This is a genomic window from Fibrobacter sp. UBA7003, assembly GCA_002449765.1.
Taxonomy (GTDB): Bacteria; Fibrobacterota; Fibrobacteria; order Fibrobacterales; family Fibrobacteraceae; genus Fibrobacter.
The window spans coordinates 81,267-107,275 of sequence record DJXN01000004.1 but is presented as its reverse complement, the minus strand read 5'-3'; the positions used below and the strand labels follow the sequence as shown (position 1 = coordinate 107,275).

Annotated in this window: 22 protein-coding genes; 17 read left to right on the top strand and 5 right to left on the bottom strand. The window is 54.6% G+C overall.

Annotation, left to right across the window (positions count from 1 at the left end; all coding sequences use genetic code 11):
• The first annotated feature begins 69 nt into the window (after positions 1 to 69).
• Positions 70 to 1,461, top strand: coding sequence for a DNA repair protein RadA (gene radA, locus B2952_RS02995; RefSeq protein ID WP_290723728.1), 1,392 nt, complete (start codon positions 70 to 72; stop codon positions 1,459 to 1,461).
• 67 nt (positions 1,462 to 1,528) lie between these two features.
• On the opposite strand, the gene B2952_RS02990 is transcribed toward radA, so the two are convergent.
• Positions 1,529 to 2,953: a pentapeptide repeat-containing protein gene (locus tag B2952_RS02990; RefSeq protein ID WP_173382432.1), complete on the bottom strand. Its 1,425-nt coding sequence runs from the start codon at positions 2,951 to 2,953 to the stop codon at positions 1,529 to 1,531.
• A 121-nt stretch (positions 2,954 to 3,074) separates the two neighbouring features.
• Between B2952_RS02990 and B2952_RS02985 the strand changes: the two genes are divergently transcribed.
• The 11 genes from B2952_RS02985 (at position 3,075) to B2952_RS02935 (ending at position 13,450) form a co-directional block, all read left to right on the top strand.
• Positions 3,075 to 4,271 (top strand): NAD(P)/FAD-dependent oxidoreductase, encoded by a 1,197-nt coding sequence (locus B2952_RS02985; protein ID WP_290733852.1) that lies wholly within the window; start codon positions 3,075 to 3,077, stop codon positions 4,269 to 4,271.
• Between the two features lie 9 nt (positions 4,272 to 4,280).
• Positions 4,281 to 4,727 (top strand): SufE family protein, encoded by a 447-nt coding sequence (locus B2952_RS02980; protein ID WP_173366496.1) that lies wholly within the window; start codon positions 4,281 to 4,283, stop codon positions 4,725 to 4,727.
• A gap of 15 nt (positions 4,728 to 4,742) precedes the next feature.
• The gene (locus B2952_RS02975; protein WP_290723718.1) at positions 4,743 to 5,267 is read left to right on the top strand and encodes a hypothetical protein; all 525 of its coding nucleotides are present in this window, start codon (positions 4,743 to 4,745) and stop codon (positions 5,265 to 5,267) included.
• 46 nt (positions 5,268 to 5,313) lie between these two features.
• A complete protein-coding gene (locus B2952_RS02970; protein ID WP_173366491.1) occupies positions 5,314 to 5,832 on the top strand; it encodes a gamma carbonic anhydrase family protein in 519 nt (172 codons plus the stop codon).
• A complete protein-coding gene (locus B2952_RS02965; RefSeq protein ID WP_290733856.1) occupies positions 5,832 to 6,797 on the top strand; it encodes a diacylglycerol/lipid kinase family protein in 966 nt (321 codons plus the stop codon). The genes B2952_RS02970 and B2952_RS02965 overlap by 1 nt, the downstream gene beginning before the upstream one ends.
• Positions 6,797 to 7,789 (top strand): UDP-3-O-(3-hydroxymyristoyl)glucosamine N-acyltransferase, encoded by a 993-nt coding sequence (locus B2952_RS02960; RefSeq protein ID WP_173366489.1) that lies wholly within the window; start codon positions 6,797 to 6,799, stop codon positions 7,787 to 7,789. The genes B2952_RS02965 and B2952_RS02960 overlap by 1 nt, the downstream gene beginning before the upstream one ends.
• Before the next feature lies 1 nt (position 7,790).
• Positions 7,791 to 8,654, top strand: coding sequence for a UDP-3-O-acyl-N-acetylglucosamine deacetylase (locus B2952_RS02955; RefSeq protein ID WP_290733858.1), 864 nt, complete (start codon positions 7,791 to 7,793; stop codon positions 8,652 to 8,654).
• The gene (gene fabZ, locus B2952_RS02950) at positions 8,623 to 9,114 is read left to right on the top strand and encodes a 3-hydroxyacyl-ACP dehydratase FabZ (RefSeq protein ID WP_290723705.1); all 492 of its coding nucleotides are present in this window, start codon (positions 8,623 to 8,625) and stop codon (positions 9,112 to 9,114) included. The genes B2952_RS02955 and fabZ overlap by 32 nt, the downstream gene beginning before the upstream one ends.
• 65 nt (positions 9,115 to 9,179) lie before the next feature.
• Positions 9,180 to 10,121 (top strand): malate dehydrogenase, encoded by a 942-nt coding sequence (gene mdh, locus B2952_RS02945; RefSeq protein ID WP_072978496.1) that lies wholly within the window; start codon positions 9,180 to 9,182, stop codon positions 10,119 to 10,121.
• Between the two features lie 213 nt (positions 10,122 to 10,334).
• Positions 10,335 to 11,231 carry a mechanosensitive ion channel family protein gene (locus tag B2952_RS02940; RefSeq protein ID WP_290727881.1) on the top strand — a complete coding sequence of 299 codons (897 nt, stop codon included), beginning with the start codon at positions 10,335 to 10,337 and terminating at the stop codon, positions 11,229 to 11,231.
• A 218-nt stretch (positions 11,232 to 11,449) separates the two neighbouring features.
• Complete coding sequence (locus B2952_RS02935; RefSeq protein ID WP_290733860.1) at positions 11,450 to 13,450, top strand: family 43 glycosylhydrolase; 2,001 nt, start codon at positions 11,450 to 11,452, stop codon at positions 13,448 to 13,450.
• 6 nt (positions 13,451 to 13,456) lie between these two features.
• Here B2952_RS02935 and B2952_RS02930 read toward each other — a convergent pair whose 3' ends face one another.
• Positions 13,457 to 14,305, bottom strand: a complete 849-nt coding sequence (locus B2952_RS02930; RefSeq protein ID WP_290733862.1) for a TIGR02147 family protein — start codon at positions 14,303 to 14,305, stop codon at positions 13,457 to 13,459.
• A gap of 184 nt (positions 14,306 to 14,489) precedes the next feature.
• Here B2952_RS02930 and B2952_RS02925 point away from each other — a divergent pair, with 184 nt between their 5' ends.
• Together B2952_RS02925 and B2952_RS02920 are read left to right on the top strand one after the other, a co-directional pair.
• Positions 14,490 to 17,048, top strand: coding sequence for an Ig-like domain-containing protein (locus B2952_RS02925; protein WP_290733864.1), 2,559 nt, complete (start codon positions 14,490 to 14,492; stop codon positions 17,046 to 17,048).
• A gap of 39 nt (positions 17,049 to 17,087) precedes the next feature.
• Positions 17,088 to 18,842 (top strand): carboxypeptidase-like regulatory domain-containing protein, encoded by a 1,755-nt coding sequence (locus tag B2952_RS02920; RefSeq protein ID WP_290733866.1) that lies wholly within the window; start codon positions 17,088 to 17,090, stop codon positions 18,840 to 18,842.
• 128 nt (positions 18,843 to 18,970) lie between these two features.
• Here B2952_RS02920 and B2952_RS02915 read toward each other — a convergent pair whose 3' ends face one another.
• Both B2952_RS02915 and B2952_RS02910 read right to left on the bottom strand, forming a co-directional pair.
• Entirely contained in the window at positions 18,971 to 20,224 is a 1,254-nt protein-coding gene (locus tag B2952_RS02915) for a hypothetical protein (RefSeq protein ID WP_173382773.1), read from the bottom strand.
• Between the two features lie 3 nt (positions 20,225 to 20,227).
• Positions 20,228 to 21,511 carry a hypothetical protein gene (locus tag B2952_RS02910; protein ID WP_290723689.1) on the bottom strand — a complete coding sequence of 428 codons (1,284 nt, stop codon included), beginning with the start codon at positions 21,509 to 21,511 and terminating at the stop codon, positions 20,228 to 20,230.
• Between the two features lie 174 nt (positions 21,512 to 21,685).
• Here B2952_RS02910 and B2952_RS02905 point away from each other — a divergent pair, with 174 nt between their 5' ends.
• Positions 21,686 to 22,438 (top strand): YkgJ family cysteine cluster protein, encoded by a 753-nt coding sequence (locus B2952_RS02905; RefSeq protein ID WP_290733868.1) that lies wholly within the window; start codon positions 21,686 to 21,688, stop codon positions 22,436 to 22,438.
• On the top strand, positions 22,435 to 23,247 hold the full coding sequence (locus tag B2952_RS02900) for a hypothetical protein (RefSeq protein ID WP_290733870.1): 813 nt from the start codon (positions 22,435 to 22,437) through the stop codon (positions 23,245 to 23,247). Before B2952_RS02905 ends, B2952_RS02900 begins: the two co-directional genes overlap by 4 nt.
• Here B2952_RS02900 and B2952_RS02895 read toward each other — a convergent pair.
• Positions 23,244 to 23,843, bottom strand: coding sequence for a TIGR01440 family protein (locus tag B2952_RS02895; RefSeq protein WP_290723683.1), 600 nt, complete (start codon positions 23,841 to 23,843; stop codon positions 23,244 to 23,246). The two genes, B2952_RS02900 and B2952_RS02895, sit on opposite strands and share 4 nt — an antisense overlap.
• A gap of 496 nt (positions 23,844 to 24,339) precedes the next feature.
• Between B2952_RS02895 and B2952_RS02890 the strand changes: the two genes are divergently transcribed.
• Entirely contained in the window at positions 24,340 to 26,001 is a 1,662-nt protein-coding gene (locus B2952_RS02890; protein WP_290733872.1) for a hypothetical protein, read from the top strand.
• Positions 26,002 to 26,009: the final 8 nt, after the last annotated feature.

The window sequence follows — 26,009 nt, the reverse complement described above, 5'->3', positions numbered from 1 at the left end:
GACTGCTTTTTTGTGCATTGTTTATGCGAATGACACTTTCTGTCGTTCGCATTTATTATATTAGTGCACATGGTAGCAGTAAACAAGTCGAAGAAAGAAATTGAATACCTCTGCACGGACTGCGGTAACACGACGCCCAAGTGGGTCGGGAAGTGCCCGTTCTGCGGGGCGTGGAATACCCTCAAGGAACATGCGGTAGAGCCTGTCAATACGGGGGCTGCGCGTGGCGGGCGCGGGCTTGGAGGTCCGGTCCATCAGGTCGTGGCACTCAAGGATGTGGCTACGGAAGACACGCGGCGGCTGAGCACCGCCAATACGGAATTCGACCGCGTGCTCGGAGGCGGGCTTGCGCCAGGTTCCCTGGTGCTCATCGGTGGCGATCCCGGGATAGGCAAGTCCACCCTGGTGCTCACGACTCTCGCCACGATGACAGCCGCCGGCGTGAAGACGCTGTATGTGAGCGGGGAAGAGAGCGCTTGCCAGGTGAAACTCAGGAGCGAACGCCTGAACATTTCTGGTTCCGACATGCTGCTCCTGTGCGAGACGAGCCTCGAGAAGATCGTGGAACACGCGAAAGAGGTCAAACCGCAGGTCATGGTCATCGACTCCATACAGACGGTTTACAAGGGCGACCTCTCGGGCACTCCGGGGTCGGCGGCCCAGCTTCGCGAATGCACTCTCGACCTCATGGTGTTCGCGAAGAATACGGGCTGCATCACCATCCTCATCGGGCATGTGACGAAGGACGGGCAAATAGCGGGGCCGCGCATCCTCGAGCACATGGTCGATACGGTCGTCTACTTCGAGGGCGACCGCAACCACCAGTACCGCCTGCTGCGGACCATCAAGAACCGTTTCGGCGCGACCGACGAGGTGGGCGTTTTCGAGATGACGAGCCACGGGCTGGAGTCGGTGGCGAACCCGAGCAAGGTCTTTTTGCAGGAGAATATCCCGCCTACGCCGGGAAGCGTCGTCTGCTGCACGATGGAAGGGACGCGCGCTCTCCTGTTCGAGACGCAGGCGCTCGTGAACCAGACGGGTTTTGCCGTGCCTCAGCGCGTGGCCGCGGGTATCGACCCGAAGCGTCTCACGATTATCCTCGCCCTGCTCGAGAAGTTTGGCGGAGTGTCGATAGGCGCATCCGACGTGTTCGCGACGATTGCGGGCGGCATGAAGGTGACTGACGCCTCGTCCGATCTCGCGCTCGCTCTTGCCATCGCGAGCAACCACCTGGGTATCCCGCTCGGCCGCCAGACCATCGCGGTCGGCGAGCTCGGACTTTCAGGCGAGGTCCGCAGCGTGAGCCTTCTGGACCAGCGGATCAAGGAGGCCATCCGGTTGGGGATGGTGGAGGCTGTCGTCCCTGCCAATGGCCGCCTGCCCGAGAACCTCGGCAATATGAAGGTGGTGCGCATCCGGAGCCTTTCAGAAGCTATTTCCTGGCTCATGGACAAGAAGTAACCTCCCTGACCCCAAAAAGGAAGCCCCGCATTGGTGCGGGGCTTCTTAAATCCGTTAGAGGTTTTGACTACTCGTCGTCATCGTCGCTGTGTTTTCTCTTTTTCTTCTTTTTCTTTTTTGGCATGGCGTCGTCAGAAACAGAAGACTTCTTGCCGGAACCCTGCACGACCACTTCGGCGGCCTTTTCACCCGGCTTGGTAAAGCCGTACTGGCGCGGGTCGAAGCCGGCGGGGAACTTGGTGCGGCTGTCGTAGATGACCTTCTTGGCGGTGAACTTCTCGATCTTGGCGTCGCTCAGGTCGGCACCGGAGAAGTCGACGTTCTCCATCTTGGTGTCGGCGTCGATCTTGACGTTCCTCATCTTGGCGTTGGTGAAACGCACCTTCACGAGCTTGGCACCGGCGAAGCTAGCACCGTTGAGCTGGGTGCCGATGAAGTCGGTCTGCTCGATCGTGGAGTTCGAGAGGTTGGCCTTGTCCATGTCTGCGCCGTCGAAGATGTTCTTCTTGATGTAGGCGCCATCGAACACGGCTTTCGTAAGTTCGGTTCCGCGGAATTCGCACTTGTTCACTTCGGTATCGAAGAAGGAGGACTTGCTGAGCTTCGCCTTGTCAAAGTTGCTCTTGGAAACAGAGCCCTTGTCGAAGACCACGCCGGTCAGGTCCTGTCCGGTGAACTTCATGTTCTTCACGGTGGACTGGGCGAACTTGGCCTTCTGGAGCTGTGTCTTGGAGAGGTCGACGTCGTTGAATTCGGTCAGCGAGAGGTCCGCTTCCTGGAGGTTCACGTTCTGGAACTCGGCACCGCTGAAGTTAGCCTGGGAAAGACCCGCCTTGGCGAAGTTCACGTTGATGAGGTCAACGCCCTTGAAGTTCGCGGCGATGAGGTTGCAGGCCGTAAAGTCGGTCTTCACGATGGTCGCCTTCTTGAGGTTCACTTCGCCCATCAGGGAGCGGGAGAAGTTGGCGTTCGTGAGGTTTGCCTTGCTGAGGTCGGCACGGGTAAGGTCCACGTCCATGACGGAGGCCTGCGTGAAGTCCACCTTGCTGAAGTCCGTTTCGTCGGCCACCTTCATGGCGTCGAGGCGGGCATTCTTGAAGTTTACGTTCGGGAACTGGCTACCGAGGAGCGTTGCACGGTAGAGGTCGGCCTCTTCCATGTCTGCGCCCTTGAAGTTGGAATTGCGGATATCGGCGCCGCTGATGGTCACCTTCTTAAGGTTCGCGTTCTTGAAGTTCGCTTCGCTAATCACTGCGTTACGGAAGGAGACTTCCGGGAGCTGAGCGCCCTGGAAGTTTATCTTTTCACCGGCGCTGCGCTGGAAGTCGGTCACGTTCTTTTTTGCTTTGGCGTTCGAAAAATCAAACCCGTCGATACGCTTGTCGCGGAAAGACGTGTTTAGATCCTGACCGGAATAATCCTGGGCAAAACCGCTGATCGCCAGTGCGCCAACGAGGCAGAGCCCGAACTTCGTTATCATCTTCATATTCATATACAATTCCCTTTAAGGATAAAAACCAAATAACGGATAGCCCTAAAATAATTAAAAAAAATGACAAATAGCAATAGAAAAGAAAAAAACTTTATAAATAAAAGCTAATTTATACCCCGAAATGGCAAATTTTGCATCAAATCGGTACGATGTGGTGGTTTGCGGGGCCGGTCCTGCCGGTCTCATGGCGGCTTGCACCCTGGGAAGATTGACCGGCGGTGCCAGACGGATTCTCCTTTTGGATAAGAAGGAGCCTTGGAAGGAACCCATTTTCTGTGCAGAAGCGGTTTCTACGGACAGGCTTAACGCCCTTTGGCCCGTGGACCCTTCCTTTGTCCGCGGTTCGCTTTCTGGAATCTATTTCACATCGCCCAAGCGTTATCGCGCGGAATTCTACAGCAAGGATTGCGGTCTCATCCTGGACCGAGCCCGGTTCCATCACTCCATCTCGGATGGCTGTTGCGCTGCGGGCGTGGAATGCCGTTACGACGCTCTGATCAAGAAATTGGAAAAGACGGCGGATGGTTGGAATGTGACGGTCTCGGTCGCGGGCGGCGCGCTTGAAACGGTCTCTGCGGCTGCGGTTGTCGATGCGTCCGGTCCGAGCTGCAGGCTTACCCGTGGAATCGAATGCCTCGAGGGCATCGAGTCGGGCGATACCGACCTCGAACCCGCGATTTTCGCGGTGGCGGAAGGCATCGAACACAGCCGCGAGCATATTGAACTCTTTTTCGGAAGCGAGTTTCCTGATGGCTACGGCTGGATTTTCCCGCGCGACGGCGTGGAAGTGAATATCGGCTTTGTTCTCGGCAAGAACGTGCGCCACAAGGAACCCCTGCGCAAAAAGCTTCTGGACTTTATCGCTAAGGATTATCCGAATGCGAAGGTGAAGGCCGTCTATGGAGGCACGATTTCGTGTGGGCAGTCGACGAAACCCATGGCCAGGTGCGGACTTTTCAAGGCGGGCGATGCCGCAAGTTGCATGAACCCCATTAGCCGCTCGGGTATCGTGGAAGCCTTGCTCTGTGGAAAGATTGTTGCCGAGTCCGTAAAAAATTGGCTCGATGACGCCGGCGAAAACCGCAAAAAGATCGAAGCCGAAGTTCAGGAACGCTGGATGGCGGCCCTCGGTCGGCAGCACCTGCAGATTGCTCGGGCAAAACCCGGATTCAACAGTATTTCGGATGCGCAGTTCGACCGTGCCGCCAAGAAACTCTCGAAGCTGCCGCGCGAAAAGCAGACTCTCCTCCGCATCTTCTTCGCGGTGCTTTGGGCGTGCCCCACTGTTATCTGGAAAATGCGCTCGTTTATTCGGTAGGAATCGATGATGTCGGGAAATATTGCAGAAAGAGTCGAGGATGTCAGGGCCAAGTTCGCTTCGTTTGCCGATCCGGACGACAAGTGGAAATTCCTGCTCGATCTCGCTCGCGCCCACAAGGGGATGGACGCTTCGCTCAAGGCGGAAAAATTCATTATCCAGGGGTGCGCCTCCACGATGTACCTTGTGCCCAAGTTCGATGGCGCCGTTCTCCATTTCGAGATGGATGTCGAGGGCGGCACGACGAACCCGCTGATCAGCCGGGGCCTCGGAGCGCTAGCCCTCAGGGTCTACAACGATTTGCCGCCAAGCGAAATCCTTTCGCTCGACCCCGTGTTTTTTCAGCAGATTGGCTTGAACGTCGGACTTTCGCCGACCCGCTCCAACGGCTTTGCGAGTCTGCTAAAACAAATTTATCTGTACGCGCGCGTCTTTGACGCCATGTCTAAAAAGTAAAAGGTAGGTTAGAATATGGTTAGTTTCTTGAATGGCAAGAGCCCCTTTGACGAAGCAGAAGAAAAGCTGGAAGCGGGGGAGACTGTAAACGGTCGCCCCAAGATGCCAACCGGCCCCATCATGGGCTGGCAAGACGGCGTGTTCCTTTTGGTGGTCATCGCCCTGATTGTCGGCGGCTACCAGTATTACCAGTATGCAAAGCGTTCCAGCGCGGAAACGTTTGCCCGCTGTGATGCGCTTTATCAGGCCGCCCAGGAAGATCCGCAGAAGTATGCGGAAGTGGAAGCATGCTACGACAGCACCTGGGAACTCGGGTTCGTGAGCGATTCCATGGAAGTGCTGCGCCAGAACCGCCAGGGTGCCATTGCCGATATGCGTAGCGCCCAGAAGGATATCCTCGAAGATGCGAAGGGTGCCCTCGACGAGGGCGATACGGTCAAGGCCGTCACAATGCTTCGCAAATATGCCGGCGCCAAGCTCCTTCGCCCCGCTGATGCGGCGGAATGGAACAAGATTTCTGCGATTCCCGTGGCCGAATAAGTCCCGGCGTGGTCTCCATTGCGGAATAATAATGTAGATTGGGGTTATGTCTAGGTTTGTCGAGATTGACGGAATGTCTCCCCGACTGGGGGAACGCGTGTTTGTGGCCGATGGGGCATTTCTCGTTGGCGACGTGGAATTGGGGGATGATTCTTCCGTGTTTTACGGGGCAGTGCTCCGTGGCGACCTAGCTCCGATTCGCGTAGGTATGCGGACGAATATCCAGGATAACGTGACGGTCCATGTTTCGACGGATGTCCCGACAGTTATTGGAAACGAGGTGACCGTGGGGCACAACGCGGTGCTGCATGCCTGCACGATTGACGACAATGTGCTTATTGGCATGGGGGCTATCGTGATGGATGGCGCGCACATCAAGAAAAATTGCATTGTGGGGGCCGGAGCCGTCGTTACCCAGGGCAAGGAATTTCCTGAGAATTCCCTGGTCCTTGGTTCTCCCGCCCATGTGGTCCGCGAACTGACTGTTGAAGAAATCGAGAATGTCCGCGGCGGGATGTTCCGCTATGTCGAAATAAAGGACAAGCTCTTGCGCGGGAACGGCTGATGGGTTTCAAGTTCGTATTTCTCATCAATCCCATCAGTGGAGGCGGGCAGGGCAAGGTTATCTTTAACTTCTTGCCCGAAATTATGGCATCCATGGGCTTTGCTGCAGAAGAATGGAAGGCCGAGTTCACCCACTACGAAGGCATGGAAGCGCAGATTCTTGATGCGCTTTCCCATACGGAAACGCTTATCGCGGTCGGTGGCGACGGAACGGTGTCCGCGGTCTTGTCGACGATGCTTGCCTCCGATTTCGCGACCAGGGTGAAGATTGGGCTTATTCCGCTGGGGACGGGCAACGACCTTGCACGCGTGCTAAAGCTCTACAAGCCTTTTGTGGACCAGGGGCTTTTGTTCCTGGTGCGTCGGCTGCTGCGTGCTCCTGCGACTCCGTTCGATATCTGGAAAGTCAACGGGAAATATGCGCTCGCCAACTACTTTTCGGGTGGTATCGACGCCCGCATCGCGCATGATTTCAACCAGGACCGTGCTAGCGGAGCGATTTCTTCGTCTTCCGTGGTGGCAAACAAGCTGCATTACGTCCGCCGTTTCTTTGCCGACAGGAACTACCGCCTTACGCAGGGCTCTCTCCGCTATGTCGATAAGTACGGCAAGTCGCATAGCCTCGACTTGAAGGGCCACCGTACCTTGATTGTCGGGAATATCCCGAGCTTTGCGAGTGGCGCGAATCCCTTTTTCAGGGCCAATATGGCGGATGGATTCCTGGAGGTGGTCGACGTGCCTAATATGCCCGCCTTCTTGCTTGCGATTGCGATAGGGAACATCCCGCTGCTCGGCTACATTTTCAAATGCCATTTTCTCAAGTCAATCAAGGTTCATTCTCTTGAAATGACGGTGCGTCCGGACGAGTTCTTGCAACTTGACGGCGAAGACATGAGAGGCAGGCTGGGCGAAAAGATTTCGATTGAGTTTGCCGCGCAGGTGCAGATGCTGAGGCTGGAGGATTGATGCGTCCGGTCAAGCTATCGGTTGTCCTGGAATGGCTACGGGCCGATGCGGAAACGCGCGTCTCGCCGGAATTCGAAATAACGGGTTTTGCGTCTATAGACTCGGCCGGACCGGCCGATGCCAGCTTTTGGATGGGCGCTTCTGCGAAGAACGAGACGAATGCGAATGGCTTCGCGTCGTCGCTCTTGCCGCGGGTGCGGGCCGGTTTGTTGTTCGTGCCGCGCGATGCTTTCGATGACGCGTGCGAATTGTTTAAGCAGGTGCTCTGCGTCGCCCCTGTCGAAAACCCCTACCACTCGATGGTGATGTTTTTGGAGAAGTTTGCTGCGGACGAACCTGCGCATGCGCCGGCTGTCGCAAATACCGCGCGTGTGCATGCGAGCGCCGTCGTCGAAGGTCGCGTGGGCGAAAATGCGGTCGTGGGTCCGGGATGCGTGGTGATGCGGGGTGCTGAAGTGGGTGACGGCTGTGTTCTGGAAGCAAATGTGACCGTTTATCCGAACGTAAAGATAGGCCGGAACTGCGTGTTCCAGGCGGGCGCCGTTATAGGTTCGCGCGGGTTCGGGTTCTATGAATTTGAGGGCAGGCGCCGGCCGGTCCCACACCTTGCTGGCGTGCGCATCGGAGACAACTGCGGCTTTGGGGCGAATGCAGTGGTGGCCGCGGGATTCTTGAACCCCACCACGATTGGGGACGGGTGCCAGTTCGATTCGTTTGTTCAAATCGCTCACAACTGCCGATTGGGCAGTGGCGTCTACATGGCCTCGCAGACGGCGGTTGCCGGTTCCGTGGTGGTTGAGGACGGCGTGGAATTCGCGGGAGGCGCGAAGGCCGCGGGCCACTTGACCATAGGCAAGGGGGCGCGCGTCGCCGCGAAGGCGGGAGTGACAAAGAGTGTCCCGGCTGGCCGGACTGTTGCCGGTTTCCCCGCCGAAGAAATTACGCAGTGGCGCCGCTCGATGGTGCGCCTCCGCCAGATGGGGAAGAAGTAGCATGCCGGCCTTCAAGAGTCTAGAATTTGCGTCGCCTTCGCTTTCGTACCCGCAGGCTAGAGTCCGCGTGGATATCCTCGAGAAGGATCCGAACCGTGCGCCACGCGTATGCTGGTATGTTGGCGATGAACTTTTCTATTCGACGGATTCCCTGCATTGTTATGGCGAACTCGGGTATCGCGTGGCGCGCACGGCGATTTACTCGAGACCTGGCCTGCACGGCCCGCTTTCCCTCGCCTCGACGGAGCATCTGGCGCCCGTATTCCTCATGTGGCCGAACCAGCGGTTTGATGTGCATGCCACCGAACTCCCGATGATGGACGGTAGCGCTCTCCCGTTCTTCCATGCCTTGAGGAAAGTCGCCGGTATTCCCGAACCCCTCTGCTTTTACGATGTTCCCGTGTCGTTTGACCTGGAGTTCCCGCGTGGTCGCGTGAGCGTATCGCCTGCGGACTGCTTCGAGGTGGAATACGAGATTACCCGCGATGCGACTGCGGGTGGCGCTGCGTTCCGCTCGGCTGCGACCCTCTCGGTGTATTCCGCGGAAGACCTCTACCGCGCATTTTCGGCCCGCACGTTCATTTTCGAAGAAGATTACGCGAAGGCCCGCGCCGAAGGTCTCCTCGCCGGGGTAGACGAATCCTGCGGCATGCTCCTGGGTAGCGCGGGAGAACACCCCCGTTACCGCATGGCGGAAGAACCCGCCTGTCACAAGATTTTGGACCTGCTGGGCGATCTTGCCTTCGCGGTCCCTGCTTTACCAAAGGTCCGCGTTCAAATATTGAACGGCGGCCATACCATTCACCATAAAATCATGGAGAAACTCCTGCCTTATGTCTCTACTGGAAACCCTCAAGAAGTCTGATAAACCCGGAATCCTTTACGATGCCGCCGTGGTTCACGAACTGCTCCCGCAGAAGTTCCCGTTCGCCTTTGTCGACGAAATCCTGAGCCTCGACTTGGGCGACGGCAAGGAGGTCCTTCCGTCCCTGACGGGTCTTTTCCACGTGACGGGCGAGGAAAAGTTCTTCCAGGGACATTTCCCCGGCAATCCGGTGATGCCCGGCGTGCTGCAGGTGGAATCCATGGCCCAGGCAGCGACACTCCTCACGATGATTGCCCGCGAAGCCGAAGTGGTGGGCAAGCGTCCCGCTTTCATGGGCATCGAGAACTGCCGTTTCAGGAACCCCGTGCTCCCTGGTATGGACATTCGCCTCGAAGTGAAGCTCCTTTCCGTGCGTCACGGCATCTTCAAGTATTCGGGCAAGGCCTTCCTCGACGAAAAACTGATGTGCGAAGCCGATTTCGTTGCCGCGATGGTCTAGCATTGGCCCGAAATATTGCTATATTTACGCCGTAATAATTCTATACCTTAAAAGGAAGGTTAATCATGGCTAGAAAGAAGATTGCACTCGTTGGTGCTGGTCAAATCGGTGGTACAATGGCTCTCGTGCTCGCCCAGAAGAATCTTGGCGACGTGGTCCTTATCGATATTCCGCAGACTCAGGGCATGCCCAAGGGCAAGGCTCTCGACATTATGGAAGGCCGCTCTGTCATCAACTCCTCCGTGGATCTTCAGGGCTCTACCGATTACTCCGCCATCAAGGGCGCAGACGTCGTAATCGTGACTGCCGGTTTCCCGCGTATGCCGGGCATGAGCCGTGACGACCTCCTGGACAAGAACTGCGGCGTGATCAAGACCGTTGCCGAAGCCATCAAGGAAAACGCTCCGGATGCATTCGTCATCGTGATCACCAACCCGCTCGACGCCATGGTCTACAACATGCAGAAGCAGTCCGGTCTCCCGGCCAACAAGGTCATCGGTATGGCTGGCGTGCTTGACTCTGCCCGTCTCGCTTGCTTCGTCGCCGACGAACTCGGCGTGTCTGTCGAAGACGTCAAGGCCCTCGTGATGGGCGGCCACGGCGACACCATGGTTTCCATCATGGAATGCGTGTCTGTTGGCGGTATCCCGGTTTCTCAGCTCATGAGCAAGGAAAAGTTTGCCGAACTCGCCAAGCGTACCGCCGGTGCCGGTGGCGAAATCGTGAACCTCCTCGGCCGCGGCTCCGCTTTCTACAGCCCGGCTACTTCTGCCATCCACATGGCCGAAGCCTACCTCCTCGACAAGAAGAGCGTGTTCTCTTGCGCTGCCAAGCTGAACGGCGAATACGGCGTGAAGGGCCTCTACTGCGGTGTGCCGGTTGTGGTCGGTGCAAACGGTGTCGAGAAGATTCTCGAAGTCAAGATGAGCGACGAAGAAAAGGCCGCCTTCGAAAAGTCCGTCGAGGCTTGCAAGAAGAACGCCGAATGGGTCGACGCACATACGTAATTATAGAGATGTCATCCCCGCGTAGGCGGGGATCTTCCTATGAAAAATCCCTCGGCTTCGGCCAGGGATTTTTTTATGGAGGGGAACCCTCCCTTGTCGTTTTTGTAATATAGCGCACAGGACGTGCTGCAGTTTGTGAGCGGAGTCATAATGGGACGATAGGTTTGGCTCCTGCGCGATTTTTCTCCTTAAATTATTGTTAGATTTGTGAACGTGGAAAAAATAAGGGAACTCATACCGAAGGATTCGATAATCGAGCAGTTGCTGCTCGTGGTTCTTCTTATTGTCGTTGTTTGGTTCTTTAACAAGTCCTTCCGCCTGTTTTTGAAGCGTGCTGAAAGGCATGGCTTGGACCGTGCGGCGATACCTCTGATTTCGGACCTTGTCAAGTACACGACGTATGCGCTTGGCCTTTTGCTCGGGCTTAATATTCTTGGCGTGAATACGAATGGTCTTTTGGCGATGCTCGGTGCGGCAAGCCTTGCTGTGGGCCTTGCGCTCAAGGATACGCTTGCGAATATTGCTTCGGGCTTGTTGCTATTGTTCCTGCGCCCGTTCGTGGCGGGCGACTATATTGAATGTGGTTCCATCAAGGGCAAGATTTGTGCCATCGGGCTTTTCAATACGACGCTCGAGACGTTCGAGGGAATCGCTGTTTCTGCGCCTAACAGGTCGCTTTGGGGCGCGCCTATCGTAAACTATGCCCGCAATCCCGTTCGCAGGCTCGACATCAAGGTGGGCGTTTCGTACGATACCTCGCTGGACGTTGTCTTTTGTGCCATGCGCAGGATGGTGGAGCGCGAGACAAGCTTCCTGAAAGTGCCGCCTCCGAAGTTCTTTGTGAGCGAATACGCCGACAGTTCGATAAATATCACTGTATGGGTATGGGTTCGGACGTTCGAATACTACGAGCTCCGGCGCAAGTACTCCAGGATTGTCAAGGATGTCCTCGACGAACATAATATCGAGATTCCGTTCCCGCAGCGCGTGGTGCACCTGATGAAGGAGGGCGAGGAGGCAGGAATCTCGAAGGAACGTGAGCCCGATTTTGATGACCTCGTGCAGGACGAAGTTGTGTTCAATGGAAAGAAAATTGATATCGGCAAGTGATTATCGCTGACTGGCTCGAAAATTTGTAAAATCCCGGCCTCGGTCAGGACTTTTTTATTACCTATTTTGTTGACTTTTTATTTTGTAATTTTTGTAAAAAAACGAACGAATTTTTGCTATTTGTGTAAAAATGTAGACATTTAATCGAAAAATTGTTGACTTTTGGCGTGCCGGTATTTATATTTGGGATGGGTGGATGCAATAAAAGGGAGCTGTTTATGTTTGGAATGGGATCACGCTTCGGCGTGCGTGCTATGTTCGGGCGTGTTGGCCTTGGGCTTGCGTTTGGAGTGTCGGTTTCCTCCGCTGCCGACTGGTATGCGAAGGATAATTTGCAACCCGGTCACGACCCGAGCATGGTGCGGTTCGAGGACGGCTACGCCCTCATGAGCACCAACAACAATCTGCAACTGTGGACAAGCGAAGACGCTTACACGTGGCGCGACCACAAGTCGACCGTGAGCGCCATTCCGCAGTGGGCCTACACCTATGCTCCGGGCACCGAAGGCATCTGGGCTCCCGACGTTTTCTACATGAACGGCGAGTACCGCGTGTATTACTGCGTGTCCGTCTTTGGCAAGCGTTCTTCGGCAATCGGCTACCAGTCCACAAAGTCCATTATGCCGGGCACATCGGGCTACGGCTGGACCGACTACGGCCACGTTTTCCACACGACGACTAGCGACAAGTACAATGCCATCGATGCCGACGTGGTGCGTGACACCGAGGGCAATTACTGGATGGCTTTCGGTTCGTTCGGGCTTGGCATTCAGCTGATTAAGTTAGATGCAACGACAGGCTACCAGGCGAGCGACGACAAGACGGTCTACAACATTGCGCGCCGTACCAGCAGCGCGAGCGGCGGCGCCGAAGAAGGCCCGAGCCTGATTGAGCATGGCGGGCAGTATTTCCTGTTCACCGCATGGGACAAGTGCTGCCAGCAGGGCGCAAACATCGAGCAGACAACGTACAAGACGGCTTACGGCCGTGCAGACAAAGTAACCGGACCGTACAAGGACCGCGCCGGTTACACCATGGCGAACGGTGGCGGCACGATTCTTTTGGAACGGTACGGGCGCTACGTGGGCCCGGGCGGCGGCGAGGCCTTCCAGGACCTGAACCGCGTGCGATTTGTACACCACTACTACGACTTGAACGGAGACAAGTACAATCACATTCATATACGTGATGTCGTCTTCACCGAGGATAACTGGGCTGAGATGGGACAGCCCTTCCTCGGGCGTTACTTGAGTGCCGAAGTCGAGCACGGCGTGCTGACCCGCGCTGTTTCGGGCGACCTTGCGATTACGCGCAGCAATACGGCCTCGAACGGGGAATACCTCGCGTACGTGAATACCGAGGGTTCCAAGATTCGTCTGCCGATGAACATCATGCAGGCGGGCGATTACCTGCTGCGTTACCGCTACGCGAACGGTGGCGATGCGGCCGCGACGCACAAGGTGACGGTGAATGGCAAGTCGCAGACGGTGACGCTCCCGCCGACGGGTTCCTGGGGCTCTTTCCCCGAAAATTCTGTGGTGATGGTGCCTGCGAAACTCAAGCGCGGCGGCAACTTCATCGAAATCGAGCCTTCGCCGAACGGAAATTTTGCGGAACTCGACCGCATCGACTTCTTGCGCATTATCCGCGATACGATTCCCGCGAACGGCTTTGACAACGGCATCCGCGTGCGTCTCACGAAGGACGACGAGTTCGCCATCAAGGACGGCGGTTACGCGATTTTCGAGAACGTGGTGCTTGATTCGCTCAAGGATATCGGCAATGTTTTCCTTCAGGTGAAAAATGCTTCGTCGGGTAAGATCGTGATTCGCGACGGCAAGAAGGACGGGACTGCTGTCTTCACATGTGACCTGTCAAATAGATCTCTCATGGGTGGCGGCTGGTCTGCGGCGAAATGCTCGGGCGACATGGGCCTGCGCGGCATCAAGGACCTGTACCTGACGGCATCGGGAATTTCCGGCGAGGCGATTCTCGGGAATCTCATCTTTGAGCCGATGCAGGTTGTCTGCAACCAAGCACCGTGTGGCGACCCGGTTTCCAGCTCCAGCGAGGTTGCGCCGGAAAGTTCCAGCAGCGGAACGACTGCGATTGCCCCGCGTGCAGTCCGCCACGATTCTCCGGCACCCGCCCGCAAGGCCTACCGCGACCTCAAGGGTCGTAGTTTCGACAAGCAAATCCGTTACCGGGTGATGTTCTGACGATTCTTATTTGCCACCGACAGGGAACAGCGCGAACTGCAACTGGAAAACCTTGTCCGCGTCGGCGTCTTCTTCGGCGATGAGCGCAATTTCTTTACGGAAGGCGTTGATGCGTTCCACGATGCGTTCGTAGCCTTCTTGGCTTATACCGAGGGTGAGCCCTGAAATATGGCGTGTGCCCGGCGGGTCGCGGTCGATGGAATCGGCGGCGAGCTTCAGGCAATTCTGGTGGAAACCGCGGAGTGCGAGTTTTGACGTGCGGTCTCCGGTGGTAATCGCGCTTTCTGTCAATTCGTATTTGCCGTCCTTGCCCTTCTTGATGAGCTGGCAGTCTTCGAGCAACTTTACGGACTTCTTCGCTTCTTCGGCGGTGATGTGCGGGTGAACTTGCTTGGCGAGTGTCTCGTAGTCGCCGTCAAAACCGAACATGCCGATGAGACTCCTTATGGTAAGGTGGCGCCAATCCGAATACACCATGTACTGGGCGTGCCCGAGCAGGTGCTGCTTTTCGGCGAAACGGACAACCTTAAGCGTTGTCTGCATTTCTTCGAAAGCGGTGTTCCTTTCTTCGGTGGTTTCGGCTTGGTTGAATTTGACGAGTGCGACGAAGAATTCCGTTTCGTGCTTGCCGAGCCGAAGCCCGCTTGCGACCTTGGGGATGCTCTGGCTTGAAAGGTTCTTGTCGCCGTTCATCACGCGGCTTATAAAGTCCTTGGCCTTGAAACCGATCTTGTCCGAAAACACGCGGAGCGAGAAGGCGGGGTTCGCCTCCTTCTTGGCATTGTAGTAATCTTTCAGAAATTCCCTGTAGTCCAGGTATTCGAAGATTTTCTTTGACGGTTTCTTTTCGCCCATGCCCTAAATGTAAGAAAAAAGATTATTTAGCGGGTAACGAAAAAAAGTTTTGCGTTGTCTGGAAACAACGGAAAAGAGGGGCCGAGTAATAAATAAGTGGGCAAAATCATTTTTTCGAGGTAGATTTTATATGGTCCCCGAGAAAGTTGCGCAAATGTCTGCGTTGTCCGGGAAAGGGTGTATTATGATGAAAAAAGTGTTTGGTGTCGTGGCGTGCGGAGTGTGGATTGCCTCAGCGGCGATAAGCCCCTCCGAGGTGGTGTCGCTTCCGGGCGACGCCGCCTATGGTGGTGGCGACAAGGTGGGTTCGCAGCTGGTGGCCGCGACATACAATGCGGGCGAGGGCCCGGGAATCTGGATTGTGGCGGATGGCGGCTACAGGCTCTACCATAACGGGGCACTCCTTGCCGAAGACAACCAGGCGGGCCGCGTGCGCTTTGTGCCGATGACCTTCCTTCCCGGCGAGAACGCGATTTCTGTCGTGGGCGTGAACGGCCAGGGTGCTCCCGGCGTAATGGTGCAGATTGACGATCTGGATAAATCTTACTATTCCGGCAGCGGCTGGAAGGCAAAGCCGACTGTCGGCAATAACTCCTGGAAAAACAAGGGTCGTGACCTTAGCCAGTGGGGTGGAGCGACAACCCTGAACTATGCGAGCAACAAGCTCCCGAGCGGGGCTGCCCTTACGGGATTTGCCGCGAATACGCAGGCCAAGTGGATCTGGAGCGGCGCGGAAACCGACCCGACGGCCGTCCTGCTTTTCACATTCAACGTGAAGGCCGAAGGCTTCGGCGCCAATACCACCGGCGGCGATGCGGGTAACATCGTCATCGCGAGCGATACCGCCACTATTCGTAAGCATATGCAGAGTAACGATGCGGTGACAATCCTTGTGCCCGAAGGTATTTACGACTTCAGACGGATGCGCAATGCGGTGACCGAGGCGAATGCGGCCGGGCGTACCTGGTGCCGCACGACATGCAGCGAGAAGAACCGCGTGACGGGCAAGACGAACAAGTTCTACCGTATCGCCTTCGAAAAGAACAGTTGCGCGAGCCTCGGCGAATCCGGACTCGAAATCGTGAAGGAATCGGACAATCTGCAGGCGTGGAGCAACTGGATTACCACCAAGCCTAACAAGAGCCTTGTTGGCATGGGTCGCGGTGCGAACCTGCGTGGAGCCTCCATCGTGGTGCGTAGCTACGAAGGGTCCGGAAACCATATCTATCGCAACCTCGCCATTTACGATGTGAACCCGCACTTGATTGAAGGCGGCGACGGCCTCGAGACGGTGGGCTCCGCATCGAACCACGTTAAAAAGTTTTGGGCCGACCACATCAGCTACAAGTGGATCAGTGACGGCATGGACATGGAATTCGTGGACGACGCCACTATCAGCTACCTGGATTTTGACGGCGCGAATGATTTCAACTGCTGGGGTACCGATCCTTACATGGCACTTGTCGAAGATGCTCATCTGACATACGCGAACAACTACTGGCACAATACCTATGGTCGCGTGCCGAAGGTGACGGGCGAAAGCAATGGTTCGCAGGTGCATCTGTACAACCAGTACGTGGACTACAACCGCTTCTTTATCGCGGGTGCGAACGGCCACAGCGCAAACGCGAAGGCCTACGTGCGCTACGAGAACAGCTACATTGATAACGGCCAGGGTTATTTGGCCGAATGGGGCGACAACGGCTACGTTTACTTTAGCGGAGTCACGTTCGGGAGCGGGACCAAGCAACAGCACCGCTACAACGGTACGGTGACGCAGGGCGTTCCGAATGCGGCGACGTTCAACCCGAGCTACAGTTTTGAAAAGCGTACCGTGGCAAATCTCCCGAAAGAAATCCCGAGCCTCGCGGGTGTGGGTGGCCGCTACGGCAAGATGCCCGAATACAACCAGGCTTTCGGACTGAGCAACAAGGCGGCGACGGTCTCGATGACCGCCCCTGCGTCGGGTGCGAAGTTCGAAGTGGGTGCGACGGTTGCCTTGAAGGCCGACGCGAAGGACAACGACGGTTCCGTGAAAAGTGTCGCCTTCTACGTGGGCAATACTTTGGTCGGCTCTGCGACAAGCGCTCCCTACCAGGTAAACGCGAGCGGGCTTGAACCGGGCGTGTATTCCGCGGTCGCCGTGGTGACGGACAATTCGGGCCTTTCGCAGATGTCTTCGTTCGTGACCTTCACGGTTGAAGGGGCTGCTTACCCCGAGGTCGTGAAGTGCGGGGCTGGTTCCAGCAGCCAGAGTATTAACCTGGGCGAGCCGATCGTAGATTTCTGCTACACCTGGAGCGGCGCCGAGACGGTCGTGCCTGAAGGTTTCCCGGCGGGTGTTACGACTAGCATCGACAAGGAAAACCGTAAGATTTCTATTAGCGGGACTCCTGCGGAAGCGGGCGAGTTCGCCTTTACCGTCACGGCAACCAACAACGATTCCACCTTTGTCAAGAGCGGCCGCATCGTGGTGACGGACCCGAATACTCCCGAATCTTCTTCAAGTGCCGAAACGGAGTCTTCTTCGGGCGAAGTTGTCGAATCCAGCAGCGGAACGACTTCGATTGCTCAACGCGTGAACAGGGCGACTGAGGCCGAAACTGCCTACTACCGCATATTCGACGTGCAAGGGCGCCCGCTGTTTGCTGGCGAACGCAAACCGGCAAGGATGCCTGCTGCTCGCGTTATCGTGGTGGAATACACCACGGCAGGCTCCATAAAATGCAGGTATTTGCAATAAATATTTCTTTTTGAAAAAAACTTAATTATATTGGTATCGATGAAGTTCCGTGGAACCATATTGACTGTTGCGGTCGCCTCTTTGGCGGCCTTTTGGGGTTGTTCCTCCAATAGTCAGTCGGCAGGCAATAGCGCCGAAACGGGTTCTCCGGAACTCGCGGGAATCTTGATGTTGGACGGCGGCAAGCCGGCCGCACATGCGCGTGTTCAGTGCGTGCCCGAGAGCTACGATGCCATGACCGATGCGGAACTCCCTGCCGTATATTCTACAGAGACCGACAAGGACGGCCACTACCGCTTGGATTCCGTGCCCGATGGGACTTACGCTCTCGAGGCTTACCACGTACAGTCGGGCAAGCGTCTGCTGGTGCGGGGAGTGAAGGTTGCCGAAGATGACTCCGTTGCCGTGAACGATACGCTGCGTGCGCCGGGCGTGGTAAAGCTTGAATTGGTGGATTCTTATAATGAACATAAGGTCGTTGTTGTTGTTCCGGGAACGACCATCCGTAGAGAAACGACTCTTCGTAATTATCATGAGTTGGTGGTAGACAGCTTGCCGGCTGGTAAACTTGATTTGCTGATTTACTTTGACGGTTATTACTGGGGTTCTGTATTGGATGTCGAGGTTGTTCCGGGCGATACGCTCACAGTCGTGTACCCGAGCTTAATTGAACCGGATGTCATAATTCCACATGATTCTGTCTTCTTTACTTGGGTGGCTCCGCTTGCGCTCCCTGGGGGCGTGGATTCGTTGAATTCTGTTGTCACCGATATCCCTGTGGCACTTCGCCTGACAGAGGAAAACTGCAATTTTGATTCGCTGCTGCACATGACGGGCCGTTGGGAGGCCGTGCGTGTCTCGAAGGACGGTTCCCGCAGCAAGAAGCTCCCGATATCCTTCCACGAGTTGGCGACCCCCGTATACGGAGTGGAATCCAAACAGGCCGTGCTTTGGGTGAGGGTGGATTCGTTGAACGTGACCGATTCGCTGGAACTCTCTTATGACGGGCTGCTAGACCCGGCTTATGCGTCCGATGTGTTCCCCACGAACCGAAGCTACTCACTGGTGTGGCATTTCGGCTATGCGGTCTCTCCCCAGACGGATTATGCCGAGATGGGGGACTTTGACGGCACGGCTTTTGGTTCGGTCGATGCCGATGCGATAACCGAAGGCGTTGTCGGAATAGGAATAGAAATGGATTCCGCAGGCTCGTTCTATGTCAAGAGCTCCGCCAGGGTGGATACGACGCGCGAAGTGAACATGTCTTTTGATGAAGACGGATACTTCTGCTTCTCGACGTGGGTGGAACTCGATGCGCTCGACAAGGAGCAGACCATCTTCGAGAAGGCGAAGGAATACGCGCTGCTCTATGTTCCCGAAAAGGGCTTTGTCGTGGAAGTCTACCACGTTGCCGATTCGTCCGATGCACTCGATACTATGAGCTACAAGGTTTCCTGGGCTTCGGGCACGGACGGAATCAAGGCGGGCGAATGGACTTACGTGGCGTTCAGCAGGCGTGCGTTTGAACAGACGGTGTTCTACCTGAACGACGCTAAGGTTTCGGCCTCGCCGGAACAATCCGATTGGGACGATTCGAAGGTTACGTTCTCGCTGGAACCTTCTGACAGGAGCGATTCTGTCGGCGTCCGTGCCTACTTCGAGGTGGGCGGTTTTACGGGCAAACTTGACGAACTCATGGTGGGCGGCTGCTTCCGCGACGATACCTGGACGCGCCTCACTTACTTGAATCAAAAGCCTGAAAACTACTGGCCGCAGTTAGTTCCCAGAAAGTAACCCCTGGTTGTTATTGCCCGCTGAGCATGCAGGTGCTTCCGGCAAAGTCATTTGATACGAAAACCCCCCGGCATAAACCGGGGGGTTATCTTAAGCTAGTCAGTTAAGGCTGGAACAATTAGAAAAGGCTAGAAGCCGAGGCTAATCTGTCCCATGTAGATACGTTCTTCGTCCTGACCGGTGTAGTAGCCGAGTTCTTCGGCCCAGGTCGCGAATTCGAGCGTTACGACGCGGAGCACTTCGAGGCTTACGCCTGCGGAGGGGTAACCGCCCTTGAATCCGCCGGCGAGGCGGAGGCTCAGGGCTCGAAGCTCGTTGTTGTAGCCGGGCCAGGCAAGCAGAGTCTGTTCCACTTCGAGACCGAAATTCAGGTGGGAGAGGGGCTTGTAGTTCTTTTCCGAATTGAATGCGTCTGCATAGTCGCAGGCAAAGTTGAACTTGCGTGCGTAGCCGGTGTTCTTGTTAAAGAACCTCGGGGAATAGTTGAAGCCCACGCTCAGGTTCGGGGTAATCTTGTCGCCGGCGAGTTCCTTGAAGTACACGTCGCGGAGTGATGCGCCCACGCGGAATTCACGGGTCAGCTGGTAGAGCACGCCGAAGTCAAGACCGAACGAGATGGACTCGAAGTCGAAGATGCTGTGGGTCGCGTCGTCGTAGCGGTCTTCGAGAGTATCCTGTATGGAGGCGTAGTTCAAGATGTCGATGGTGATGACTTCCACCTTGTGGCGCTTCGCCGCCTTTGCACCGATACCCACGGAGAGGTTATCGGTGAATCCGTAGGCGACACCGCCCTGCACCACGCCGTCGACGTAGAATGTGTCGACGCCGAGGAAGGGAAGGATGAGGCCTCCGTCGAGGTAGGGGGCGACGCTTCCGTCCACCCAGACCGCACCGCCGAATCCGTGGATGGCGAGTTCCGCATCCATCTTGATTTTCATGGTGAGGTACTTGTGGTCGTAGGAATTAATCTTATGGATGAGTTCCGGGTGCGAGGCAAGCGTATCCATCAGAAGCTGGTTCTGGTTTAGGCCGAGAGCCTCGGCCGCGTCGGCCACGTTCTGGTAGAGGGCTTGCAGGTCCTTCGCCACGTTGTAGGTGGAGAAGTAGGTTTCGAACGGACCCGCGCCGCCCAAGTTCAGTCGAGCATCGCCGATGAAGTTGCGCGGGTAGTAGCCTTGTTCCGGGCGCTTGTCGTAGTTGCCTAGTCGGTTAATCTGGGAAAGGCCTGCGTAGTTGTAGTAGATGGCTTCCTTGTCATCGACTACGGCCACATGCGCGTTACCCATGGATTCGCCGCGCATCGAGTGGTGAGTCGGGGCTTTGGCGGCAAAGACCGCCGCCCCCAGTCCGAGGCATAAGAGTGTCGCTAAAATTCTTTTCATCGCTTAGTCCCTCCCTTCAAACCATTTGAGGAACATTTCTTCGTCGTAGTTGGCCCAGCATCCGCCGATGTTGGCCTTGCGCCAGGCGAGGTCGTATTTGATGTTGTTTACGTCCCTATCCTTCTTTGCAAGATTCATGTTCTCTGCGAGCGTATTGCCCGATTCGGCGAAACCGAAGTTCGCAGCGAATGCCTTGAACAGGTGGTTGTTCTGGGCGTCGCGGTCGTTGGAACCTTCGATGGCGAAGGTAAATTCCCCTTCATCGGCGGCCTTTCCGTTCATGTCGATGTCGACCGTTTCGTAGCCTTCAGCGGTCTTGACAGATGCTATCTGGCCGAAGCGGTGCTGCAGGAAGTTCGTTTCGGGAACCATCGCCTGGTTTTGGCGCATGTCTTCGTCGACGAGGCCGTCGCCGTCGTTGTCGAAGTTGTCGGCGATTTCTTCGTCGATGCAGCCGTCTCCGTCTCCGTCCATCATGTCACCGATGCTTGTGTAAGCGATGATGGCGTCCTCGTTGCTTGTGACCGCTTCGCTCGCGGTAATCATGTAGGTCGCCATGGCTTCGGTCGCAACCGTGAGGCCGGAGTCGCTGAGCAGAGCCGCTTCAGGAACATAGCTCTTGAGGACTTCGGTCGCGATACTCGGGTCCGCCTTGATGGCATGTCCGATGTCGCCCATGGATTCGAACATTTCAACGGAGGATTCGCCCATACCCTTCAGGGAGCTCCAGTCGATGTCCATGGCTCCGTCCGAGAAACTGAACAGGCCTGTTATGTCGTTGATGTTGTTGCGGACCATGATGGCGGCCTTGGTCAGGTGGAGTACCGTGTAGCTTGCCGAGATGGTCTTGAAGGTCACCTTTCCGTCGGTTCTTCCGGTGGAATCCCTTTCAATGAACGGGTCGAGGACTTCCAGGACTGCGGTAATTGCGGTTTTGTAGTGGTTTGCGGTCGAATCGTCCATTTCCAGGAATGCGCTCTGGCCATCCTTTGCGTTTGCGTACTTGAGCATTTCGAAGACGTTCAGCCCCTGCTGGTTCAGCACGCACTTGGCAAGGCCGTACCACGCCTCGGAGACGGTGGAATCCGCCTTGAGCACCTTTTCGAAGTATTCCCTTGCGATGGTGTATTCTGCATTGCGGAAATGGATGTAGGCCTCGTAGGTGAGGGCATCGACATCGTCGTCGTCGATGTCGGCATTTTCCGTGGGGTTGAACAGGTTGCAACCGGCAATCCCTATGGCTAGGGCCGCAGTCGCACACAACCAGAATCTTTTAAATCGTTTCATAAATCCAACTTCCAAAAAACAAATTTTTTGAATGAATTCGATAAGCAAAAAATAAATTTCTTTGGAAGATTTTGGCTCGGGCATGAGGAAGAATCGACTCATTTATATGTCAAATCTTTCTTTTTTTTCGAAAAAAAGGACAAATTTCATGTGTTAATGATATATTTGTGCTCGATGGAACTTTGTAGAGACTATTTCCCCACGAGGGCATACCGCATTGCCGAGGCGAAAATGGGTTCGCTCCTCGGGGCGGAAAGGGATCGCCTGGACGCCCTCGCCGCAAGGCTCGGGCGCCCGCAGGCTGTCGGTCCCGACAACCTGCGCGAGGAGCTCCCCCGGATAGTTGAATTCACGAAGGCCTACCACGCTGCCTACGACCAGTATCTCAAGGCCGTGTTGCCGCAGCAGGAAAAGCCTATCCAGTGCAGGCCCGCCTGCGGAAACTGTTGCCACCATTATCCCATGTCGGTGGAACCGTTCGAACTCATTTACCTGTATCAGGAAATCCGCAAGCGCGGCGACCTCATCACCATCATGGAGGCGTGTCTGGGCCGCTCGGAGAATTTTAATAATTTGTTTGTAAAAAGGCTGGGCGAGGTCGATTCCGAGGATGCAGCCGAGGACATGGCGCTTCACGATTATTTTTCGATGTGGACGCCCTGTCCCTTTTCCGATGCAAAGGGGGACTGCGGAGAATACGCCTTCCGCCCCGTCTCGTGCCGGATGTACTTTAGCCAGACGGAACCTTGCTATTGCAAGCCGGAAACCCTCCAGACCGAGCTGAACGAAAGCTATATTGTGTACCTGCCGGACAACATCGAGGAGGCCCTGCTCGGAATTTCTGAACACTATGCGGCGCTCGACCTTCCCGAAAGCTTTTTCGGCGGGTTGCTTTCGCTAAATGCATACGAAGGAATTTTAGGTTGAACGAAACGGAAGGACAGTTGGATTTTTTCGCGCAACTGAACATGGCCCCGAAGGCCGATGTCCAGGGGGAATCCCTTGCTCCGCGCCCTTCGGGAAAGTGTTCTGCGAACGGCCTTGTCCATTTCAAGTATAACAGCCGCATGAAAAGGAGCATCCGCTGCAAGGCCGGCTTTCTTTTCGGGCATCCGGAAGTCTTGCTCCCGGAATATATGCGTGCGCCGGAATTTGCCGCTGCTCGCGAACTTGCTGCCGAGTGGGCGGAGCATGCAGTCCGCCGCAAGACGCAGAAGAACAAGGCCATTGTCAAGGACCTTGTTGCCCGTTTTTGGGAAGTTGTCGATCAGGTGCTGGTGGACCGGGGCGATTCCCCGCTCGAAAACACATGCCGTCTTCCGCCAATCAAGCCGCGCGGCCGCTACTTCAATCTCGACGACGTGCTCGCCGCCATCAACCATACGTATTTCGATGAACAGCTGACTTGCCGTATTACCTGGAGTAATCGTGTGGGGGGCTTGAGCTTCCATTCCGTACGCAAGGATCCGATAACGGGCGAAAATTTCCACCTGATAAGCATCAGCCGTGGCTACGATGCCGCAAATTGTCCGCTATACGCTGTCGCGGGCGTCGTTTATCATGAGTGCCTGCATGTGGTGATTCCTGTGGAAGTCAAAAATGGACGCCGCACGGTTCATGGCCGAGTCTTTCGCCAGCGCGAACGGCAATATATCTATTATGACGAGTGGATCAAGTGGCACAAGGAAGTGTTGCCGAAGAATATCCGTGCCATGCACCGTCACAAGGAACTCTAGAATTTCGGATAGCCGTCCTTGAGGCTTTCGTCGTAGTGCGCGCGATCCCCGCCGATGAATTTCGGACGTGTGCGGGCGGCAAGCAGGATTGCTTTGCCGATGTGGTTTTGCGTAAGCTGTAGGGGGACGGCGACCTCCTTGAGGTGCATTCCGATGAGTGTTCCGCCGATGTCGAGTCCGGCATCGGCCTTGATGTGCTCGATTGCGACCGGATGCTCGAATGCGGCGTAGCAGGCGGTGGCGAATGAGCCTCCCGCCTTGGGTTGTGGAACTACGTTCACGATTTCTGCATTCGGGACTGCGGCGTGCTCTATGATAATCGCGCGGTTCAGATGTTCGCAACATTGAGCCGCGATAAAGATGCCGCTTGGCTTGAATGCGGATTGTAGGCCTTCGAAAATAGCCTTGCCGACTTCTGGTACGGAATGGCTCCCGATGTTGTTTCCGAGTGTTGAACTCGTGCTGCAGCCGACAACGACGATTTGGCCGCTTGTCAGGTGCGCTTTTTCGATGAGTTGTAAGGCTGCGCTATGAGCGTCGGATTTAATTTGTTCTATAAGAGTCTTGTCTTCAACTTCGTAAGTAGAGCCTGCCATAAAAAATTTTCCTTTTTGAAAGGGGCTGCCGCCACATAATTTCGGGCAGAAAAATAGAAATTTTGGAGTGCACCTATTCCAAGTTGGAATGTGTAAAAATAAGTAAAATGTGTGATTTTTCTTTCATTACGGCCTTTTTTACGACGAAAACATATCAATTGGTGCTATTTTATGTTATTTTTTGAGTGAAATAGAGTTTTTGCTCTTGTCTTCTGTGTGAAATCTCGACAATTTCCTTAAGCGTAGACAAGGCGAACGCTCACGTAAATGCGTTTGTCAGGCCGCTTTTTGCGGTTTGTTTTTGCGTGTTTCGGCAAACTGTATTTTTACAGTATTGTCGCCCGTTTGGGGCGTGGGTCGTTTGCGTTTATCGCTTAAAGGCAGTCGAGAGCCCCACGCAGGTAAATGCAGCGATCTACGCCTTTTCTTGTTTTTAAATGGCTCGGCTCGTTGCTGACAGGGACAAACTCCATAAGTTTAAACAATGGAGGCTATTATGGCTGTGGAAAAACATTACTTCCAGTTTTTCAATAAACTTCTAGTTTTGATTACTGTGGCTTTAAGCCTTTGCATGGTGGCCTGTTCGGGAGCCGATGGCAAGGATGGAATAGCTGGTGCTGACGGACGCGATGGTAGGGATGGGTTGCCAGGCACAAATGGTAAGGATGGCAGGGACGCCGTTGTGAACTTAGATTCCCTTGCAAACGCAATACGAAAAGAAATCTCTGCTTCTCTTTGGGATAGCGTGAAAACAGCTCCCAATATCGATACTGTTTACAAAAACCTTTTCGATCAGGCTTTTGGCGAGGCTTGGATGGATTCAACTCGTCAAGCACTTATTGATAGCCTTTACGGAGATGCCTATGTAGATTCTGTTAATGAAGAGCTATTTGACAAGGCTTTTGGTCAAGCATGGTTGGACTCGGTGCGGCAGACACTCATTGACAGCCTCTATGGGGAGAGCTATATAGATTCGGCCTATAAGTCCCGTTTTGATAGTTCATTCAGCGAAGCATGGATTGATTCTGCTCGACAAGCACTTATTGATAGTTTAAAACAGGCGGATTATGATTCACTTTATATCAAACTCTATGACAGTGTTTATAGCGATATTTACAGACAAAGCGTGATACGAACATTGTATGCAGAGGATGATGGTATGGATGAAATCTATGGTGCATACGCAAATCAGTATTCGCTAATGTATAAGGATTTTCCTATTGCTGATGAAAATGGTGATTCCATAACAATTCAGTCCCCATTCCCTATTTTTATAACAGATTCTTGTAACACAACCATTGATGTCTGTAATCCTAAGAAGGTTATGGTCAAAACATGGATTCCTGATTTTACTGATACAATAACCACTACGGGAGTTGTTGAACCTAATTCAAAAATTGTTCTTTCGCCATCATTTAAATTTGATGATTTTGCTTTATATTCATTGCAAACTCCTAAGCCGACTTTTCGTCAGGTAGAAGTCTACGCACTTGAAAATGATCACAAGATACTATTCTATTCAGAGTCTAAATCCATAACTATCCACCCAATGCAAATATTTTCGAACGAAGCGATTCCGGACAAGAGAATGTGGATTGGCGTTTGGGTAACACCGATGGCGGATTCCATATCGAGAATTGTTGACGAAGTAGCAAAAAAGCTTCCAGATGGAAAACTTGCCGTATATCAAGAAATTTATTTCCCAGATTATTCGAAGGCAATAAATTCAATGTTGGTCATTAATGCTGTCTTTGAAGTCCTTCAATCGCGAAATATTAAATATGTAGAAAATGACGGTGCGGGAAGCTTGGGCCAAAGGGTCAACTATCCTACGGAAACCCTTCGAAAAAAACAAGGTATATGTATTGAAACGGCCGTGTTGTTCGCTTCGGTTTTGGAACGTATAGGTTTTAAAACTTTTGTCATTTTTGTTCCTGGTCATGCCTTTGTGGGATGGCTTGCTGATCCGCAAGATAGCGACATGGATTTTGTTGAAACAACAATGATTGGTGACCCAAATGCAACATTCATTGACGCAAATATTGAGGGCAATGATGTATATGATGCGAATTTGGAATATTTTGTATCTGGAGAAGCAATCGCTGTCCCAATAGATCTTCTTCGACAAGTCGGCATCATGCCCAATAACATTCCTTAAAAAAAAAG

Excerpts from the sequence above, each read along its gene's own strand:
- radA (WP_290723728.1), top strand. The coding sequence starts at position 70 with ATGGTAGCAGTAAACAAGTCGAAGAAAGAAATTGAATACCTCTGCACG.
- B2952_RS02990 (WP_173382432.1), bottom strand. The coding sequence starts at position 2,953 with ATGAATATGAAGATGATAACGAAGTTCGGGCTCTGCCTCGTTGGCGCA.
- B2952_RS02985 (WP_290733852.1), top strand. The coding sequence starts at position 3,075 with ATGGCAAATTTTGCATCAAATCGGTACGATGTGGTGGTTTGCGGGGCC.
- B2952_RS02980 (WP_173366496.1), top strand. The coding sequence starts at position 4,281 with ATGTCGGGAAATATTGCAGAAAGAGTCGAGGATGTCAGGGCCAAGTTC.
- B2952_RS02975 (WP_290723718.1), top strand. The coding sequence starts at position 4,743 with ATGGTTAGTTTCTTGAATGGCAAGAGCCCCTTTGACGAAGCAGAAGAA.
- B2952_RS02970 (WP_173366491.1), top strand. The coding sequence starts at position 5,314 with ATGTCTAGGTTTGTCGAGATTGACGGAATGTCTCCCCGACTGGGGGAA.
- B2952_RS02965 (WP_290733856.1), top strand. The coding sequence starts at position 5,832 with ATGGGTTTCAAGTTCGTATTTCTCATCAATCCCATCAGTGGAGGCGGG.
- B2952_RS02960 (WP_173366489.1), top strand. The coding sequence starts at position 6,797 with ATGCGTCCGGTCAAGCTATCGGTTGTCCTGGAATGGCTACGGGCCGAT.
- B2952_RS02955 (WP_290733858.1), top strand. The coding sequence starts at position 7,791 with ATGCCGGCCTTCAAGAGTCTAGAATTTGCGTCGCCTTCGCTTTCGTAC.
- fabZ (WP_290723705.1), top strand. The coding sequence starts at position 8,623 with ATGTCTCTACTGGAAACCCTCAAGAAGTCTGATAAACCCGGAATCCTT.
- mdh (WP_072978496.1), top strand. The coding sequence starts at position 9,180 with ATGGCTAGAAAGAAGATTGCACTCGTTGGTGCTGGTCAAATCGGTGGT.
- B2952_RS02935 (WP_290733860.1), top strand. The coding sequence starts at position 11,450 with ATGTTTGGAATGGGATCACGCTTCGGCGTGCGTGCTATGTTCGGGCGT.
- B2952_RS02930 (WP_290733862.1), bottom strand. The coding sequence starts at position 14,305 with ATGGGCGAAAAGAAACCGTCAAAGAAAATCTTCGAATACCTGGACTAC.
- B2952_RS02925 (WP_290733864.1), top strand. The coding sequence starts at position 14,490 with ATGATGAAAAAAGTGTTTGGTGTCGTGGCGTGCGGAGTGTGGATTGCC.
- B2952_RS02920 (WP_290733866.1), top strand. The coding sequence starts at position 17,088 with ATGAAGTTCCGTGGAACCATATTGACTGTTGCGGTCGCCTCTTTGGCG.
- B2952_RS02915 (WP_173382773.1), bottom strand. The coding sequence starts at position 20,224 with ATGAAAAGAATTTTAGCGACACTCTTATGCCTCGGACTGGGGGCGGCG.
- B2952_RS02910 (WP_290723689.1), bottom strand. The coding sequence starts at position 21,511 with ATGAAACGATTTAAAAGATTCTGGTTGTGTGCGACTGCGGCCCTAGCC.
- B2952_RS02905 (WP_290733868.1), top strand. The coding sequence starts at position 21,686 with ATGGAACTTTGTAGAGACTATTTCCCCACGAGGGCATACCGCATTGCC.
- B2952_RS02895 (WP_290723683.1), bottom strand. The coding sequence starts at position 23,843 with ATGGCAGGCTCTACTTACGAAGTTGAAGACAAGACTCTTATAGAACAA.
- B2952_RS02890 (WP_290733872.1), top strand. The coding sequence starts at position 24,340 with ATGGCTGTGGAAAAACATTACTTCCAGTTTTTCAATAAACTTCTAGTT.